This is a genomic window from Candidatus Kuenenia stuttgartiensis (assembly GCF_900232105.1).
In the GTDB taxonomy this organism is placed as follows: Bacteria; Planctomycetota; Brocadiia; order Brocadiales; family Brocadiaceae; genus Kuenenia; species Kuenenia stuttgartiensis_A.
Window position 1 is genome coordinate 1,097,032 of sequence record NZ_LT934425.1, and the last position, 17,496, is coordinate 1,114,527.

The window sequence follows — 17,496 nt, forward strand, 5'->3', positions numbered from 1 at the left end:
GAGGTTTTGCTGCATCTTAACTGAAACTGTGAGAACTTCCTATGACAAAGCTAGTGCCGATATATGTCATCATCAGTATAAAAAACCCTACGATGGCAAGCGGCGGCTTTAATTTTTTTGCTTCAGGCCAATAATCCAGGTGCAGGCAGGTTGCATAAAAAAACCATATGATAACAGACCAGACCACCTTGGCATCCCATAAAAAATAAGACCCCCATGCAACGTATCCCCACAAACCTCCGAAAATCATTGAAATGGAAAAGGCCGCCAACCCGTATCGGAACCCGGAATCTATTATTACATCATATGTTTTTTTATTTCCCTTTGCAAAATAACGTGCGATTGCTGCCGCCATAGAACTCGCCCATAATGCATAACAGAAAAATGAAAGGGGGACATGCAATGCGTACCATATGGTAAGCATTAAGGGAGGCGCAAAACTCAAACCCATTTTAAAAAAAGTGGCTGCTGCCACAAAAAAGCCGTATCCAATACCAAACAATGTCATCCGGTAAATGGGACTTTCTGCTTTGGAAAAAATAAGCAATATCATGAATGTTGCCGTGGCAAAGGCATGGAATGATTCGAATTTATTTGTAAGAGGAAAATAGCCTATCGATAGACCACGTATGGTAATAACGGCTATTTGTAAAATAACAATCCCCAACAATACAGGAAAACGTATTTTCCACCTGGTAAATCCGACAAACCAATACATCGAATACAGGCCGAAACACACCCAATATAAAACAATAGAAATCTGATTAAGTAGTAGCGCCTTTTCCATCATTGCAAATTAATTTCAACCTGTGCATTATCCCGAAGATCGTTGATCAGATCACCCATTTCAATCGCAACTAATTTTTCACGGACAGTGTCTTTGACAGCATCAAAACTTACATCTTTTGCCGGAGCGTGATTTGTAACATAAATTAAGTGATATCCAAATTCTGTTTTAACCGGCTCACTCACCTTGCCGACTTCTGTAGAAAATGCCGCGTTAGCAAAAGTTTCCACCATCACCCCATGCCTTGGGAAAGAACCGAGTTCTCCTCCCGTTTTCCCAGTAGGACATTCAGAATACTTTTTGGCCAGTTCCGCAAAGTTCGCGCCGTTATCCAGCTCTTTTTTTATCGATTCAATTTTAGCCCTTGCTTTGTCCAAATCTTCCTGCTCCTTCATTCCCTTTGTTCCTATAAGTATATGGCTTGCGGTGACCTCTTCTCCTGTAAATTCATTAATATTTTTAATGAAATAGTTTTCCAGTGTTTTATCATCAACATTATTAGTCACATAAGCATCAAGCGCCGCAGACATTCTAATTGCAGTACTTAGCTCATCAATATTGCTGCCCTGGATTTCGAGAAATTGTTCTAATGTTTTCCCTTCTGCAGCAGGATTCTTTGCTATATTTTCCCGCATTTTATTGATTTCGTTATTTACAACGTCATCAGCGACATCCAAACCTTTTTCCCGGACAAATTGCCTTAAAATTGCCTGTGTAACAAGCTGCTCAGTAATTTGTTTTTCCAAAGAGGGTATCGCCCCAGGAGGCACTTGTTTTCTGAAACGATCAAGAATTTTATCAAGATCCTTGCGGAGAATTTTTTCTTCATTTACAGAAGCAATTATTTTGTTAGGATCAGGTTTTTCTTTCTTGCCGTGAACAAACCCCATGCCATGGTCGCTTCCGGAAGTGGCGACAGCCTTCGTTTCTTGTCCTAAATTAACGTTTTTATGTATTTCTTCAAAATCTCTTTCGTTTGCCTGACTACTTAATTGCGGGACGTCCGATTCATCCTTTCCACAACCACTGACGGCAGCGAGCATTAACAATCCTGAAATAATTATAAAAGTAAAATGTTTTCCTACCATAAGAACTCCTTTTAGCCTTTTTGGAATAAAACCCAAAACGTTTATCAAAAATAAATATCCTGAATGTAATAAAACACAAAAAATCTGGTTATTCAGATCTATAAGTATTTTTTTCTTAACACTCTTTGTTTTTGTCGCAAAAACCCGATTGTCATAAGAAAATTTTAAGAGAGTAATACAAAACAATCCTATTTAAAAAAAAGTTCCTTAATATGCCTATTTCAAAAAATCTATTTTGTGTACCAAAACAAAACGAACGCCAATATAACGATAGATTAGATACCTGTTTAAATATGTACATGGGCGAGGTGGGAGTCGAACCCACACAACCGTTTAAGGTCAAAGGATTTTAAGTCCTTCGTGTCTGCCATTCCACCACTCGCCCTGTGATATGTATGTATGTGAGCGTTTGTTTTACGTGTAACTATTACAAATGCTAGAATTCGAGGGTTAAATGAATGTCTTGAAAAGCGAAGAGTTTGCAGGGGTGCTTCTTGTTTCAAGATATAAAAAAAGGCGGCACTGGGATTCGAACCCAGGATAACGGTTTTGCAAACCGTGGCCTTAGTCCACTTGGCGATGCCGCCGATAAATTCTCATAATTTCTACCAATACTGTCGGTAGTATTAAACACAGATTGTTGCATCATTGGTTTGGAAGGTTTACAACAAGTACTGCATAATTCGAACAGGTCTCAGTGGCAAATCAATTTTAGATCGGCAAAAAAGTTAATCGTATCATTAAGAAGGAGATTAGGCAAGAAATATTTATTAATTACCTTAGCACCTATAGCGAGTACGGGGTCTAGCAAAATCTACCACTCATTTTGAAGCAAACTGGTATTTTTCGGTTAATAAACCAAAGTGTATACTTGGTGTTAAATAAGAAACCGCACTGACATTTTTCATAGATTCCTGCATTTTTAAATTAAAGTGGTCGGGTTGTTTGTTGCACGTTTGTTGAGAATTTTCGGATACCGTTAGTCTTTTTTCATGTTGCATACATTCTGAGACGAGAAGACGGTCTTTTGATAAAGAAATAAGATATTTCACCAAGGCATCCAATTCGTTGGTGCTAAGTTTTTCCTCGAATCCCGGCATTTTATTTTTCGTACCATAGAATTTTTTATCGTCCGGGTTTTTAATGAAACCCTTTAACCACTCTTCCGATAAGTAATCGGTTAAATTAGGCGCAATCTTTATTGCATTTTTATCGCCTATGGGATGGCAGATAGCACAATTGCCTTTAAGGGTTAATTCTCTGCCCCTTTCAAGGCTATCTGTGTTTGTATTGAGTAAATTTCCCGATTGGCTTAATAAAAACTCTGTAATGTCCCACACTGACCCTTCCGGGAGTTTTATCGCCGGCATCACACCGGACTCTCCGAAATATTTTTTATCTCTGGGATTTTTGAGTAACCCAAACAACCACTCCCGTGATCCAAAGTTGGTAAAATCAGGGGCGTTATCCCCCCCTATTCCTTTTAACTTGTGGCATCCATTACAATTTTGCTTAAAAATTTTTTCCCCTAAATAAATAGGGTCATTCAGGAAAATAGACATCCCTCCTTCCGGATGAATGCCTTTTTTTGCGAGAACGACTGCCCTAGCGGCCTGAATTTCAGCGTCTTCACGCTGATGAATAATATGAATATCATGTGCATCATGATGCATTGCAAGGACGGTCAATGCAATTGCCCCTGCCATTCCAGAAGAGACCGTTGCAAAGAAAGGAATCCTTTTGGCGGGAGAATTTGAAGGTGTTCTATCTATGAACGGCAAAACAAGGAGAAATACAAGACCAATCATTGGTACGATAACGGTACCTACAATCAGGAGATTTCCCTGACAGTATTTTAATAGCTGAAATAAGAATAAAAAATACCATTCTGGTCTGGCAAGATAATTGGATGCCGGGTCAGCCGGCGCCTGAAGTTCTGCCCCCCCTTTCCAAAAAACCCATACTGCTAGAGCAGCATAAATGATCATGGCAAATACGATATCTTTAAACACCTGATCCGGCCAAAAAGGGTCAACCCGCTCCTTTAACAGCTTTTCACTTATTTTCCAATGAGGAGTTACACCATGCTTGCGAAACAGAGCGACATGGACAAAAAGAAAAAATACCAGCGAAATTGGCAATATGAATACATGAAGTGTAAAAAACCGTGTAAGGGTGAAATTACCATAATCAGATCCGCCTTGGTGCAGCACTTTAATGTACTCGCCAATTACAGGGATAGTTCCCATGATATTGGTAGCAACCTGCGTGGCCCAGTATCCTTTTTGATCCCATGGCAAAAGATATCCGGTCAACCCAAATCCCATGAGAAAAACAAGAAGAAAGACCCCGGTAATCCAGTTAAGTTCGCGTGGTTTTTTATATGCGCCATAAATAAACACCTGGAAGAAATGAACAATGGCTAAAATTATCATTGCGCTTGAACCAAAATGATGGACGCCCCTTACAAACCAGCCAAAGGAGGTTTGTTCCTGTATATAGTAAACGCTTCCCCATGCTGTCGTCGAAGAAGGGGAATAAAAACTGGCCATTACTATCCCGGTTATCGCCTGAAGCATGAAAAGGAATATTAATCCACTGCCAAAAACATATGTCCACCGTGCGCCGCCATGCACAGGTTCATCCAAGGCGGTTTTAAGCAACGTGTTTAAGCCGGTTCTATTATCAATCCATTCGTAAAATTTATTTGCCATAGTGCGGTTCTGCCTTATCTTAAATATCTTAGGTTATATTTTTATAATCAACGAAAACAGTATTGTTTTCAACTTTTGTCCGATAACTGTACATGCCGCGAGGAGCAGGTCCGGATATTGTTTTGCCATTTACATCGAAGACACCCTCATGACATGGACACAAAAATCGGGAAACATCATTTGCCCAGTCTATACCACAACCAAGATGGGGGCAATTTGTTGAAAACACCTTTAATGAATCATCTTTTTGCCTTATAACCCACACAGATCCCATCACCAATCCTTCAAAGATATTCCACGCATCCATCTTCGAAGAGGTCACCGCCACTTTTTTAGGGATACCGACGGGAAAGTCATCGAGCTTGCCAATACCAATGAAATCTTCAGTCCCATAGACGGTTTCTTTCAGCCATGGATGGATTATCAATCCTATTATTGGAGCTAGTATGCCTGCAACAAGTGTTCCACCCAAAATATTCGAAATAATCTTCAAAAAACTTCTTCTGCTCTTTTCCATTCTTTATTTTCCTTTGTCTTTCCGGAAGTACTATTATGAGATCATGTCTAATAACTTTTAGTCCTTCATGTTATGTGCGATGCATAAGATTGTTTCATAAAATAATCACTGTCGCAGCTTTCGGGGAAGGATATGGTTGTTTTTATTGCCTTTTCATAAAAAGCGTTCATTTTATTTATTTACGCTCGCAAATCAATGCTAAATTTTTAAAAATGAAAATTAAATTTTATCACAAACGATATTTCCTTTGAAACTTATTTTAAAGGAAACGAAAATGCGATGGTGATATTATTCTTTACTTTCAAAGCGCCTAGTAATGCCTTGTATGGTTTTATGCCATACTCTTTTTGCATCAAATCAACAGACCCTTTCAGGATGCTTTCAACCGTTAATTCGCAGTCAAATTCGATAGTATTTGTAACGCCATGCAAGGTTAATTCTCCAGTGGTATGGTAACCGACATTGTTTTTACCAACACCCGTCGATTGGAAGCTTATTGTCGGATATTTTTCTGAATGAAGCACATCGTTATTTGTAGCCTCTTCAATTTCCGATTTATCCTTTTCTTTTAATGTATCATTTTGTTGCTGGCCATTCTTCATTGCACAGACTACTTTTAATGCGTTTGCCGGTATTGTCACATTTATTGTTGCGGATGAAAGGTCATCGGAGGGGATATTTAAATCAACTTTGAAACGAGTTACATCCAGCAATAAATCATGCGCAACGGTGCTTAACATTCCTTCCTTAAAAGTATAAACCTGTATTTTGCCTGTATTTTCATCAAAAGAATATGTACCTGCTTTTATCGCCATGTCTTTCTCCTCTACCGAACATTAGCAAACCGAATCCGTCTTAAAACAACCTAAAACCAGTAATATCAAACTTATATTCCTGATTTTTCATTTTTTTTTAAAATTATTCTCTGCGTAATTTGGAGTAAAAAAACAATATTCATCGTGTTTGAGCTGGTACACACTTATTTAAATCTTCCTTCATATTCATTACGGCATTCTGCGCGGCTTCTTTCCATGTTTGTGCGCCATATTTATCTTTCCAACTTCGGTTATTATATGCGTAGAGGATGGAACGGGAAGCATTGATAATTGCTCCGTAGCCGTCTGAATTGAAACAATTTTTTATATCTTCCGCTGTCGCCCCCTGGGATCCATAGCCTGGAATAAGCAAGTAAGCATTGGGCATTGTTTTTCGCAATATCAAGATATCTTCAGGGTATGTGGCGCCGACAACGGCGCCTATTGCACTATATCCATATGTTCCAATTGACCGACTTCCCCATGTATGAATTTTTTCTGCAATTATTTGATGCAGCTTTTTTGTGCCGCACAAAAGGTCTTGAAATTCAACAGAGGAGGGATTGGAGGTTTTTGCCAGTACAAATATGCCTTTATCGTATGTTTCCGCGTTTTTTATAAAAGGGAGTATACTATCCACTCCCAATAAAGGATTAACCGTGATGGCGTCCGATTGGAAAGCAATTTGGGTGGTGTTGTTTATCGAAACCTGTCCAATATGAGCATTTGCATATGCAGCAGCCGTATTGGGAACATCGCCTCTTTTAACATCGCCAATGACAATAAGCCCCTTTTGCTTTGCATAATGAATAGTTTCTGCGTATGACCAAATACCCTGCCAGCCATAAAGCTCATAAAATGCAATTTGCAGCTTTACAATACCCACCAAATGTTCCAGAGTGTCAATGACTTGTTTATTAAACTCCAGAATAACGTTTGCTGCATATTTAAACGCGTCATCCTGCAATTTTGAAAATTGTTGCTTAATAGACTCGGGTATGAGGTCAAAGTGAGGATCTAATCCTACCACCACACAACAGTTTTTTTTCTGTATGGCAGTTGTTAATTTATCTGAAAAATTTGCTTTACGGTTTATTGCTATCGCCACATCGAATGTCCTTAAACAGCAGAAATAGATGTAAATAATTAAAGCATTAAAAAGTTCTTAAGAAGCTTTGGACCTTCTTCGGTGAGAAAAGATTCCGGATGGAACTGGACCCCTTCCAGTAAATGAACCTTATGCCGAATCCCCATAATTTCATCGTTGTCGGCTCTTGCAGTAATTTCAAAGCAATCCGGCAGAGAATCTTCTTTCACAATGAGCGAGTGATAACGTGTGGCCATAAACGGATTGGAAAGTCCCTTATAAATAGTCTTGCCATCATGGATGATCATTGAGGTCTTTCCATGCATAAGCCTTCGCGCACGAATAATATCTGCACCATATGTATAAGCGATGCATTGATGCCCTAAACAAACCCCCAGTATAGGTATTTTACCGGAGAAATACCGTATGATATCATTTGATATGCCTGCTTCTTTAGGAGTACATGGTCCAGGTGAAATAATAATATGCGATGGGGTTTCTTTTTCGATCTTATCAAGACTTATTTTATCGTTTCTAAAAACTTCCATTTTTTCGCCAAAAGCACCTATTTGCTGTACGAGATTATAGGTGAAAGAATCGTAATTGTCAACAATGATGACCATGATTTCCGTTTGTCCTCAGACTGATACTATAAAATGAAATATTGAATAGCAAAAAAGTTTTTAAGTACAGTTTAAATAAGCGATTAGATAATACCTGCAGTTAACGCTGCAAATGCAAAAACAACTTGACAATATGACATTTTTTGTTAAAATTTAAAAATTATAGACGTTGCAATATATTAATGTATGCTTTCATAGGTTGCTGTAGTTTCGCCGTTTCAGGCTTACTAAGAGTCCTAAATAGGAAGACAGCTTCAGATAAAAGTGGGTTATACCCACTTTTTTTTTTAATATTCATGATTATGTCCTTATATTGATTATAGTAAGAAGATTGAGAAATTTATAGTTAATAATTTTTGGACTATGCATATTTATTAATGGTTTCGCATTGACAAAGTAAAAATATACCAATTAGAAATATATTGTGTCAATAATGTTAAGTATTTAATGTTTTTTGTGTCTAAATATACTTTATAAAAAAATTTGCATCAATGAGCAGTGTTTATTATTGATTATTTTCTAAATTTCATTTTAGATAAAATGGTATGGACAAAGAAAATTTACTCCGTTTAGTGGATAGTTTGCATAGAGACAAGGAAATTGCAAAGGAAGTAGTGTTTCAGGGCATTGAAGCTGCCTTAATTACCGCAGCAAAGAAGCATTTCAGGTCACAGGAAGCCGTTTCCATACAGATAGATAGAAAAACAGGGGAAATAGTGGCTATGGAAGGAGACCGCAAAATAGACCCTTCTGAATTAGGTAGGATCACTGCCCAAACAGCCAAGCAGGTCATTATTCAAAAGATTAGGGAGGCAGAGAGGGATGTGATTTTCGAAGATTTTTGCAAGAGGAAAGGGGTAATTGTTAGCGGTAAGGTGCAAAGGTTCGAAGGGGCTACTATGATTGTAAATTTAGGCAAAACAGAAGGTGTTTTACAAAAATCGGAACAAACGGCCAATGAACATTATACCATAGGAGAACGGGTTCGGGCAGTTATTCTTGATGTAAAAAAAGTGGGAACACGTGTAAAAATAACACTGTCGAGAACTCATCCCGATTTTGTTCGAAAGCTTTTTGAATTAGAAGTGCCGGAAATTGCTGAAAATACTATCGAAATTAAAGCACTGGCAAGAGAAGCAGGCCAGAGGTCAAAGATTGCCGTTGCTTCAAGTGATGAGAATGTAGATTGTGTAGGCGCGTGTGTTGGAATGCGCGGGTCCCGTATCAAGAATATTGTTGATGAGTTGAATGGCGAAAAAATTGATATTATCCGGTGGAGCGAGGAGCCGGAATTGTTATTACCCAATGCTTTGAAGCCTGCGGAAGTTTCGGGAATAATTTTATCTCCCGAAAATCGAACGGCTACAATCGTTGTTCCAAATGATCAGCTTTCTTTAGCGATAGGGAAAAGGGGGCAAAATGTGCGCCTTGCTTCAAGACTGACTGAATGGAATATTGATATCATTACCGACGCAGAATTTGAAAAAAGGCAAAAAGCCGACGATCTTGAACTTGCAGAAGTTGCCGACGCAAATAATGTTTCTACTAATGACCTCTCGGGGAAAAATGTTGCTGCCACGAATTCTGAATATAACGACAATGTCGAATCAAAGAGTTAATAATGAGGAAATAAATTTATTTTTTGGGTAATTGTTTTTGGGAATTTAAATGGGAAAAGTTAGAATTAGTTCGCTTGCAAAAGAGTTAGGCATTAAAAGTAACAACTTAATTGATAAATGCCATGAGAAAGGGTTAACGCATATCAAACACCATGCGAACACCCTTGATCCTGAACAAGTTGAAATGCTAAAAAAACTGTTCCGGCGAACTCCAAATGATTCGGCTACAAAAAAGGAACTTAAAGTTAAAGAGGCCATTAAGGTTGATGTAAAAGAACAAAAACGAGAAGATAAGACTATATCGCAGGAAGATAAAGAAATCAAAGCTGTTCAACCAGACAAAATTGTTAGATTTCACAAAAGCACACCTCGGCAAAAGCAATCCACGAAAGTTGCACCTTCAAAAGTATTTTGGAAGAAGAAGCAGGTTGGTGGCCCTTCACATCAAAAAAACAAGGGATGGCGTGAAAGATATGTAGAAGTTAAAAAACCTGTAGTTAAAGAACGAGAGTCGCGTGTGATTATGGAGACGCCAATTACGGTAAAGGATATATCATCTAAATTAGGAATTCGTGCAAATGAAATTATAACAAAATTGTTGCTCGAGCATAATGTACGCGCAACAATAAATCAAATCTTAAGCGAAGAAATAGTGCAATTATTAGGCTTGGAGTATAACGTAGAAATAGAAATTAAGAAAAAAGAGGCTTCGGAAGAATACGATTTCGTTGCGGATCAAGTATCCGCAAGAGAGGAAGATAAAGTACTTCGTGCGCCAATAGTTACCTTTTTGGGACATGTTGACCACGGAAAAACATCGTTACTGGATTGTATTCGCAAGACGAAAGTTGCAGAAGGGGAGGTAGGCGGAATTACGCAACATATAGGCGCACACAAAGTGGAAACAAATGGCAAGCACGTTGTGTTTCTAGATACGCCAGGACATGAAGCTTTTACCGCAATGAGGGCGAGAGGTGCAAATGTCACAGACGTAGTAGTCCTTGTGGTTGCAGCAGATGATGGAGTGATGCCCCAGACAGAAGAGGCCATTAATCATGCTAAGGCGGCCAATGTACCAATAATTGTTGCAATTAATAAAATTGATAAGCCAAGTGCAAATACTTTGCGAGTTAAGCAACAGCTTTCTAATTTAGATTTGATACCTGAAGAATGGAGTGGAAAAACCCCATTCGTGGAGACTTCTGCAATAACTGGAGCAGGGATTGATACATTATTTGAATTGCTTTGGTTGGAATCGGAAATACTTGAATTAAAGGCTATACCAAAGAATCCTGCAAGGGGCGTTGTCCTGGAGGCCCATCTTAGTGAGGGAAGAGGCGTTGTCGCGAATGTAATCATTCAAGACGGAACTTTGCATCAGGGCGATATTATTCTTTGCGGAAGGACATATGGCAGGGCCCGTCTTTTAATTGATGATAAAGGGAAAGAGATAAAAGAAACAGGCCCAGCCTCGCCGGTTTCAATTTCTGATTTTTCTGATATCCCTGAGGCAGGTGATAAGTTTTATGTAGTGAGCGATATACAAAAAGCCAGAGAAATTGCCTTGGAGAAAAGAAACAAAGACAGGGAAACTTCGCTTGCAAAACATCAACATATTACCCTGGATAATCTTTATTCCATGATTGCAGATGGTAATGTGAAAGAAATCAAAATAATCTTAAAGGCCGATTACAAAGGCTCTGTTGAAGTATTGAAGAAGGCCCTGGATGCGCTGTCTACGAGTGAAATTAAGGTGAGGATTTTACATAGTGCTGTTGGTGGCATTACAGAGTCTGATGTACTTCTGGCAGACGCGTCTGATGCGTTAATTATCGGTTTTTATGTAACCGCAGAAGAAAAAGCGCGTTTACTGGCAGAAGAAAAAGGCGTGGAGATCAGGCTTTATAAGATTATTTATGATGCAACTAACGAAATAAAGGCTGCAATGGAAGGAATGCTGGAACCTGAAAAAAAGGAAGTGGTATTAGGTTATGTTGAAATCAGACAGGTGTACAATATTTCCAAATACGGTAATATTGCAGGATGTTACGTAAAATCTGGTAAAATTACAAGAAATTCACTTGTTCGTTTGATTCGCGAAAATATTATTATTTATGATGGAAAGTTAGAGTCATTAAAAGTCATGAAAGACGATGTAAGAGAGGTGAAAGCTGGATTCGAGTGTGGTTTAAAAATAGCCAATTTCAATGATATCAAAGTTGGTGATATCGTTGAGGCATACGAAATACAAAAGATTGCCAGAACCCTTTCTGTATAACAAAAAATATTTTACAAATTTTTAGCGTATGTTTATTATATTTGTGTCGTAAAAGACAGTAAAATCAAAAAACACTTGTATCTTGCGACTTGAATACGGAGGATGATATCTCGTATGTGTTTTTTTAAGGATGCTATGCTTTCGTTAAACACTAAGCCAAATTCTTGTTGTCAAATGAAAGAAAGCAATATTTATCCAAGGTTACACAATAACTAAATTAATTTTAAAAAGAGAGTATATTTTGTTTGTATTTTAAAATAATTAATATCAACAATTAAATCAATTTTACCCATGCAGCGCTATGAATTTGGAATTTTACAAATCTGACGATACCATAGTTGGTTTGTTGTGTGTACAATTGATTCTCCGTAATGCGAGAACTTTAAAAGAAAAACGACGTGTCATAAAAAGCTTAAAAGATCGTGTAAAAAATAATTTTAATGTCTCAATATCGGAAACAGGTGTATTGGATAATTGTCAGTATTCTAACCTGGGAATTGCGATGGTGGGAAACGACAGACAGTACATAAACAGCACTCTTTCCAATTTAATTAATATGTTTGAATGTGCATCCTCATTTGAACTTGCCGGATACCGTATGGAATTTATGTATTCCAAGTCGTAATAAAATGTTTCGTGGGAGTTTATTTTTATAAAAGGCGGGTTGATTACTACGGCTTATGTCTAAAAGAAGAGCGGAAAGACTATCTGAATTTATTAAACAGGAAGTAAGTAAAATTATACTTTATAAAGTAAAAGATCCAAGACTGAGCTTTATAACAGTAACCGAGGTGGATATATCAGCAGATTTGAAAAATGTAAAGGTCTATGTTTCTGTGCTTGGTAACGAATTGGAGCGGAAAAATACTATGTGTGGGCTGGATCATGCCAAAGGATTTATACAGACGGAATTGGGGTCTTGTTTGCGAATAAAATATACCCCTCACTTGAAATTTTGCCTGGATGAATTAACTGAAAAACGTAATCGTATCTTAAAAATTATTGACGAAGCTGTTCGTGGAAGTTCTGTAATTGAAAAGAATGGATCGGAAGAATGAAAACATTAAATTTTGGTTTGCCGAAAGGCAGTTTGCAAGAATCTACTATTGACATGATGAAAAAAGCGGGCTATACGGTTCGCGTCAATTCTAGGTCATATTACCCCACAATTGATGATGATGAAATAACTATAAGATTAATTAGGCCGCAGGACATGTCAAGGTTTGTGGAAAAAGGTATTATTGATGCGGGTCTAACGGGCGCTGACTGGGTAAAAGAGGCAGGTTCCGACGTTAAAGTAGTGGTGAACCTTGTCTATGCGAAACAACAACTCACAAAGGTCAAATGGGTATTGGCCGTTCCGGAGGATTCAGAAATAAGGTCTGTGCAGGATCTAAATAATAAAAGCATTGCTACGGAGTTGGTTAATGTTACCAGACAATATCTTGCGGAGAAAGGAATTGTCGCTGATATTGAATTTTCTCATGGTGCAACAGAAGCAAAGGCGCCTGCTTTGGTTGATGCGATCGTAGAGCTTACCGAAACAGGCAGCAGTCTCAGGGCTAATAAACTTCGAATAATAGATACAATTATGGAGTCGGCAACCCAGCTTATCACTAATCACCAGTCATGGAAAGATGATTGGAAACGCACAAAAATAGAAAATCTTGCCATGCTTTTTGAAGGAGCAATCATTGCACGTGAAAAAGTTGGATTAAAAATGAATGTACCTGGAGATTCCCTGGAAAAGGTATTAAAACAATTGCCTGCACTGAGGAAACCCACGGTCTCGACCTTAAGCGAAGGTGCCGGCTATGCGGTTGAAACAATGGTAGATCAAAGCATCGCGAGAAACATTATTCCGGCATTAATTAGGGCAGGGGCTGAAGGAATTATTGAATATCCATTAAATAAAGTAATACTTTAACGACCCGTAACTATTTAACCAATTGAAGTATTATAGCACCATCATGCCACTTTCCCTGCACTTAATAGTCGCTATTTTTTAAAGAAGGCTCGATACGGACAATCGGTAGCTTTATACGGATTCGTCGTATAGCGTATTTTCCATTAGGTAGAGGTATTGCTTCGCCAGTAGTTACTTGCTATTTTATTTAAAGCTTGCAAAGTGTAAAAAGAAATATGAAATGTTTTGTAAATCATTTACCATTATTGTTTTATCCGTAATTATCTTCTTTCTGGAGTTTTTGGGATGTAGTAATGTTACCATTAGGAAAAATTCTCCCACATCCGGAGAAGGGGTATTTCTACACTTAAAAAGAATGGAAGATGCGTTTTCCTACTTTAGTGCGGGGTACTTTTTTTTACTAGAGAGAAATTGGGAAATGGCTGCTGATAATTTTGAAAAGGCGAATGAAATAGACCCCAATTCTGAGAGGGTCATAAAGCATTTGGCTACCTGTTATTTTCAATTAGGCAAGAATGAAAAAGCTATAAATGCCCTCGAAAAACTTGCGAATCAAACCCCACAGGAATTCAGCCTTCATTACACACTGGCCACTCTCTACGAAGCAGTTGACAGAAAGAAAGAGGCAATTTCGGAATATGAATATGCCAGAAAATGTAAAATTACCAAACTGGACGAAGTTTTTCTGGCAGACTCCCTCTATCGGCTTGCAAATATTTATATAGAACTGGGCATGATAGAAAAAAGTGCGGAGTGTTTTAAAACCATGTTTAATATGAACATTATTGCCCGCCCGGCAAAGTTTCATTATGAAATTGGGTTAAAATACTTTGAGAAAAACATTGTTGATATGGCGCTGGAACATTTTTTGAAAGCAAAAAAATATGATCCGGAACTAACTTTTTCGAGTTTTTATATAACACTATGTTATGATATTTTAAATGATCATGATACTGCTGTTGAAGAAGCGAAGGAATTTCTTCTTAAAGAACCTGAAAACTGGATAATGCGCCTTACACTCTCTGAAATTTATGAGAAATTGGGAAAAAAAACGGAAAGAAATGGAGAAATAGAAAAAATTAAGGAAATTCTCGAAAACAACATAGAGATAGGCAGCAGGAATCCAAGAGAATATTTTTTACTCTGTCAGATATATAGCAGCCAGAATAACATTGACGAAGCGACAAAAACAATTGAAAAAATGAGATTGTTACCATTAGAAGCAGAAACAGAAAAAGATGTTCACTTTATGTTGGCCAATCTTTATTACCAATGTCAAAAATATGATACGGTGGAAAAAGAATTGCGTTTGGCCATAAAGATAGACCCTGATTTTCACGAAGCCAATAATTTCCTTGGATATTTTTTTGCGGAAAATAACAGAAATATTGACGAGGCAATTACATTAATCAATAGAGCCCTTGACTCTCAACCAAAAAATGGCGCGTATCTTGATCAGCTTGGGTTGGGCATACTATAAAAAAGCGCAAATAGAAGAAAGAGATGATTATTTATTCATGGCGCTTCAAAAGCTGGAAGAGGCGATTAAACTATTGGAAGATCCGTATATTTTTGAGCATCTGGAGACGTGAATTATAGCCTGGGCAGTTGGTACGATGCGTTGGGCGCGTGGAAAAGGCAAAGGTATTGTATGAAAAAACACACGTCTATGAAAAACAATTGGAAAATGTAACACATAAAATTGACAAAATAAAACGTCTCATTTCTTTAGAAAAAAACAGTACAAAAATAATAAAACATCATTTAAAGAAAAAAATATAGTTTGAAAAATTAAATTCTATGTATTTAAGTGGGGAATAATACACTTGGCAGGACATTCACATTGGGCTGGGATAAAACATAAAAAAAGCATTGCTGATGCTAAAAGAGGCAAGGTGTTTTCTAAAATATCCAGGATGATTACTATCGCTGTCAAAAAAGGTGGTAGCGACCCTAATATGAACCCGAAACTGGAACTTGCAATAAGTAAGGCGCGGATGGCAAATATGCCGAAAGACAACATAGAGCGTGCGATACAAAAAGGTATCGGAACGGGAGGCGATAATATCGAATTGCAAGAATGCTTGTTTGAAGGGTATGGGCCAAATGGAATAGCAATAATGATGGATGCGTTAACCGATAATAAAAACAGAACCGTCAGAACTAAGAAAACTATTTGAAAAGTTTGGCGGCATATGGGTGAAACAGGTTGCGTTTCCTGGATGTTTGAAAAAAAAGGCATTATATTGGTGAACAATAATGTGTGCGTAGAAGATGAATTTATGATGCTGGTGTTAGATGCGGTGCAGAGGATTTCCAAACAGTGAGGGAGTATTATCAAGTGTTATGTGCTCAAACTGATTTGGATGCAGTTAAAAAAGCTATTGAAACTCAAAAATAAACCATAGAGATGCAGAAACAAGCGGTTGGCAAATAATACTATAGAGGTGGAAGGAGAAGCATATCGAAAAGCGCTTCAGCTTATAGAGGCGCTAGAGGATCATGATGATGTAAATAGTGTTTACTCTAATCTGAACTTTGCACAAGAATTTTTTGAGGCTGAAAAGTAAAGCTTTCCCAAAAGTATAAATTTTGTTTTTTTGAAAGTTGAGGTGTGTTGCTTTTGCACATGGATGGAAAAAGCACACGGGAATTTAGTAGTACTTACTGTGCATAATTATACTACGCACTCTACAAACGATGGGCAAAATCATTTACGCGGGTATTTATCTGGTGAAAAATCTTACTTTTATCACCACTGAGGGAAATATCCTTCTTTTTTAAATTTAGTAACTCAAGAACTTGTTCTCCATCAAGGACTTCGCACTCTTCGAGTTTTTTTATCAATACATTAAGCTTACCCCGGTTGTCCTGAATTAATTTTCTCGATTTTTCGTAACATTCATTAATGATTTTTGTCACTTCTTCATCAATTGTAACAGCGGTTTTTTCACTGTATTCCTTTTCCTGAACAAGATCATGACCTAGGAAAATATTACCAGATTGCCTGCCAAAAGTCTGAGGGCCTATTTTCTTACTCATACCAAATCGGCAAACATAATTTCTTGCTAGTTTTGATACCTTTTCAATATCATTTTGGGCACCTGTTGAAATTTCATCTAAAATAATTTCTTCGGCGGCCCTACCCCCAAGCAAGACACAGATATTTCCAACAATTCAGACTCCGTTGTTAAATACTTATCTTCTATCGGCAATTGCATGGTATATCCCAAAGCAGCTGTTCCTCTGGGAATTATGGAGACTTTATGTACTGGATCGGTTTTGGGCAACATAGCAGCAATAAGAGTATGGCCAGATTCGTGTATAGCAACAGTTTTTTTCTCTGCTTCACTCATAATCCTGCTCTTTCGTTCAGGTCCGGCCAAAACTCTGTCAATTGCAGCTTCCAGATCTTCCATCCCAACAGAATTTTTATTGTGCCTTGCCGCAAGAAGTGCTGATTCATTAATAACGTTTGCTAAATCGGCTCCGGTAAAACCGGGCGTGCGTTTTGCTATCGTTTTAAAACTAACATCCGGATCTATTTTTACACTTTTTGCATGGACTGCCAAAACAGCTTCTCTTCCAGAAAGATCAGGCCTGTCGATCGTTATTTGGCGGTCAAAGCCCCTGGACGTAATAAGGCGTTATCTAAAACATCCGGTCGATTTGTTGCCGCAATAATGATTATGCCCTTTTGTGAGTTAAAACCATCCATTTCTGCCAAAAGCTGTTTAAGGTTTGTTCCCGTTCATCGTGCCCCCGCCAAGCCCCGCTCCCCTTTGCCGACCCACACTATCAATTTCATCGATAAAAACATACATGGCGCCTTTTCCTTTGCTGCTCAAACATATCCGCACACGGGCAGCGCCCATGCCGACGAACATCTCAACAAAATCCGAACCGCTGATAGAAAAAAAATGTACCCCGGCTTCTCCGCAACTGCTTTTGCAAGAAGTGTCTTTCCCGTGCCTGGAGACCCTATCAGGAGAACACCTTTGGGAATTTTCCCCCCAATTTTTGAAATCGATCGGGATAAGC

General features: G+C 38.1%; 15 protein-coding genes, 2 tRNA genes and 3 pseudogenes. 8 read left to right on the top strand and 12 right to left on the bottom strand.

Going from position 1 to position 17,496, the window contains the following annotated elements; genetic code table 11:
* Positions 1-16: 16 nt before the first annotated feature.
* From ccsA to KSMBR1_RS05105, 9 genes are all read right to left on the bottom strand, one after another.
* Positions 17-718, bottom strand: coding sequence for a cytochrome c biogenesis protein CcsA (gene ccsA, locus KSMBR1_RS05065; protein ID WP_169703793.1), 702 nt, complete (start codon positions 716-718; stop codon positions 17-19).
* Between the two features lie 68 nt (positions 719-786).
* Positions 787-1,875: a peptidylprolyl isomerase gene (locus KSMBR1_RS05070; protein WP_157820396.1), complete on the bottom strand. Its 1,089-nt coding sequence runs from the start codon at positions 1,873-1,875 to the stop codon at positions 787-789.
* 300 nt (positions 1,876-2,175) lie between these two features.
* Positions 2,176-2,260: transfer RNA gene (locus tag KSMBR1_RS05075), tRNA-Leu, on the bottom strand.
* 129 nt (positions 2,261-2,389) lie between these two features.
* Positions 2,390-2,462 (bottom strand) — tRNA-Cys (locus KSMBR1_RS05080).
* A 234-nt stretch (positions 2,463-2,696) separates the two neighbouring features.
* Positions 2,697-4,589, bottom strand: coding sequence for a cytochrome b N-terminal domain-containing protein (locus KSMBR1_RS05085; protein ID WP_099324350.1), 1,893 nt, complete (start codon positions 4,587-4,589; stop codon positions 2,697-2,699).
* Positions 4,590-4,617: 28 nt separating this feature from the next.
* Positions 4,618-5,106, bottom strand: a complete 489-nt coding sequence (locus KSMBR1_RS05090) for a QcrA and Rieske domain-containing protein (RefSeq protein WP_099324351.1) — start codon at positions 5,104-5,106, stop codon at positions 4,618-4,620.
* Positions 5,107-5,360: 254 nt separating this feature from the next.
* Entirely contained in the window at positions 5,361-5,921 is a 561-nt protein-coding gene (locus tag KSMBR1_RS05095; RefSeq protein WP_099324352.1) for a YceI family protein, read from the bottom strand.
* A gap of 139 nt (positions 5,922-6,060) precedes the next feature.
* Positions 6,061-7,029: an orotidine-5'-phosphate decarboxylase gene (gene pyrF / locus KSMBR1_RS05100; protein WP_230405757.1), complete on the bottom strand. Its 969-nt coding sequence runs from the start codon at positions 7,027-7,029 to the stop codon at positions 6,061-6,063.
* 38 nt (positions 7,030-7,067) lie between these two features.
* Complete coding sequence (locus KSMBR1_RS05105; RefSeq protein ID WP_099324353.1) at positions 7,068-7,631, bottom strand: anthranilate synthase component II; 564 nt, start codon at positions 7,629-7,631, stop codon at positions 7,068-7,070.
* 545 nt (positions 7,632-8,176) lie between these two features.
* On the opposite strand from KSMBR1_RS05105, the gene nusA reads away from it, so the two are divergent.
* From nusA to KSMBR1_RS22865, 8 genes and pseudogenes are all read left to right on the top strand, one after another.
* Entirely contained in the window at positions 8,177-9,250 is a 1,074-nt protein-coding gene (nusA, locus tag KSMBR1_RS05110) for a transcription termination factor NusA (RefSeq protein WP_099324354.1), read from the top strand.
* A 49-nt stretch (positions 9,251-9,299) separates the two neighbouring features.
* Positions 9,300-11,528 (top strand): translation initiation factor IF-2, encoded by a 2,229-nt coding sequence (infB, locus tag KSMBR1_RS05115; protein ID WP_099324355.1) that lies wholly within the window; start codon positions 9,300-9,302, stop codon positions 11,526-11,528.
* Positions 11,529-11,829: 301 nt separating this feature from the next.
* Positions 11,830-12,153 (top strand): DUF503 domain-containing protein, encoded by a 324-nt coding sequence (locus KSMBR1_RS23185; RefSeq protein ID WP_099324356.1) that lies wholly within the window; start codon positions 11,830-11,832, stop codon positions 12,151-12,153.
* Positions 12,154-12,208: 55 nt separating this feature from the next.
* Entirely contained in the window at positions 12,209-12,586 is a 378-nt protein-coding gene (rbfA, locus tag KSMBR1_RS05125; protein WP_099324357.1) for a 30S ribosome-binding factor RbfA, read from the top strand.
* Positions 12,583-13,455: an ATP phosphoribosyltransferase gene (gene hisG, locus KSMBR1_RS05130; protein WP_099324358.1), complete on the top strand. Its 873-nt coding sequence runs from the start codon at positions 12,583-12,585 to the stop codon at positions 13,453-13,455. Before rbfA ends, hisG begins: the two co-directional genes overlap by 4 nt.
* 220 nt (positions 13,456-13,675) lie before the next feature.
* Entirely contained in the window at positions 13,676-14,935 is a 1,260-nt protein-coding gene (locus KSMBR1_RS05135) for a tetratricopeptide repeat protein (RefSeq protein WP_099324359.1), read from the top strand.
* Positions 14,907-15,047 (top strand): hypothetical protein, encoded by a 141-nt coding sequence (locus KSMBR1_RS20805; protein ID WP_157820398.1) that lies wholly within the window; start codon positions 14,907-14,909, stop codon positions 15,045-15,047. The genes KSMBR1_RS05135 and KSMBR1_RS20805 overlap by 29 nt, the downstream gene beginning before the upstream one ends.
* Positions 15,048-15,281: 234 nt before the next feature.
* A pseudogene (locus KSMBR1_RS22865) lies at positions 15,282-16,025 on the top strand (YebC/PmpR family DNA-binding transcriptional regulator).
* Positions 16,026-16,146: 121 nt separating this feature from the next.
* Here the strand turns inward: KSMBR1_RS22865 and KSMBR1_RS23190 are convergent.
* The 3 genes and pseudogenes from KSMBR1_RS23190 to KSMBR1_RS22870 all read right to left on the bottom strand — a co-directional run bounded on the left by KSMBR1_RS23190 (position 16,147) and on the right by KSMBR1_RS22870 (position 17,482).
* Positions 16,147-17,027 (bottom strand): annotated as a pseudogene (locus tag KSMBR1_RS23190) (ATP-dependent metallopeptidase FtsH/Yme1/Tma family protein).
* A 38-nt stretch (positions 17,028-17,065) separates the two neighbouring features.
* Positions 17,066-17,173: an AAA family ATPase gene (locus tag KSMBR1_RS23195; RefSeq protein WP_197705351.1), complete on the bottom strand. Its 108-nt coding sequence runs from the start codon at positions 17,171-17,173 to the stop codon at positions 17,066-17,068.
* A gap of 16 nt (positions 17,174-17,189) precedes the next feature.
* Positions 17,190-17,482 (bottom strand): annotated as a pseudogene (locus KSMBR1_RS22870) (AAA family ATPase).
* Between the last annotated feature and the right edge of the window lie 14 nt (positions 17,483-17,496).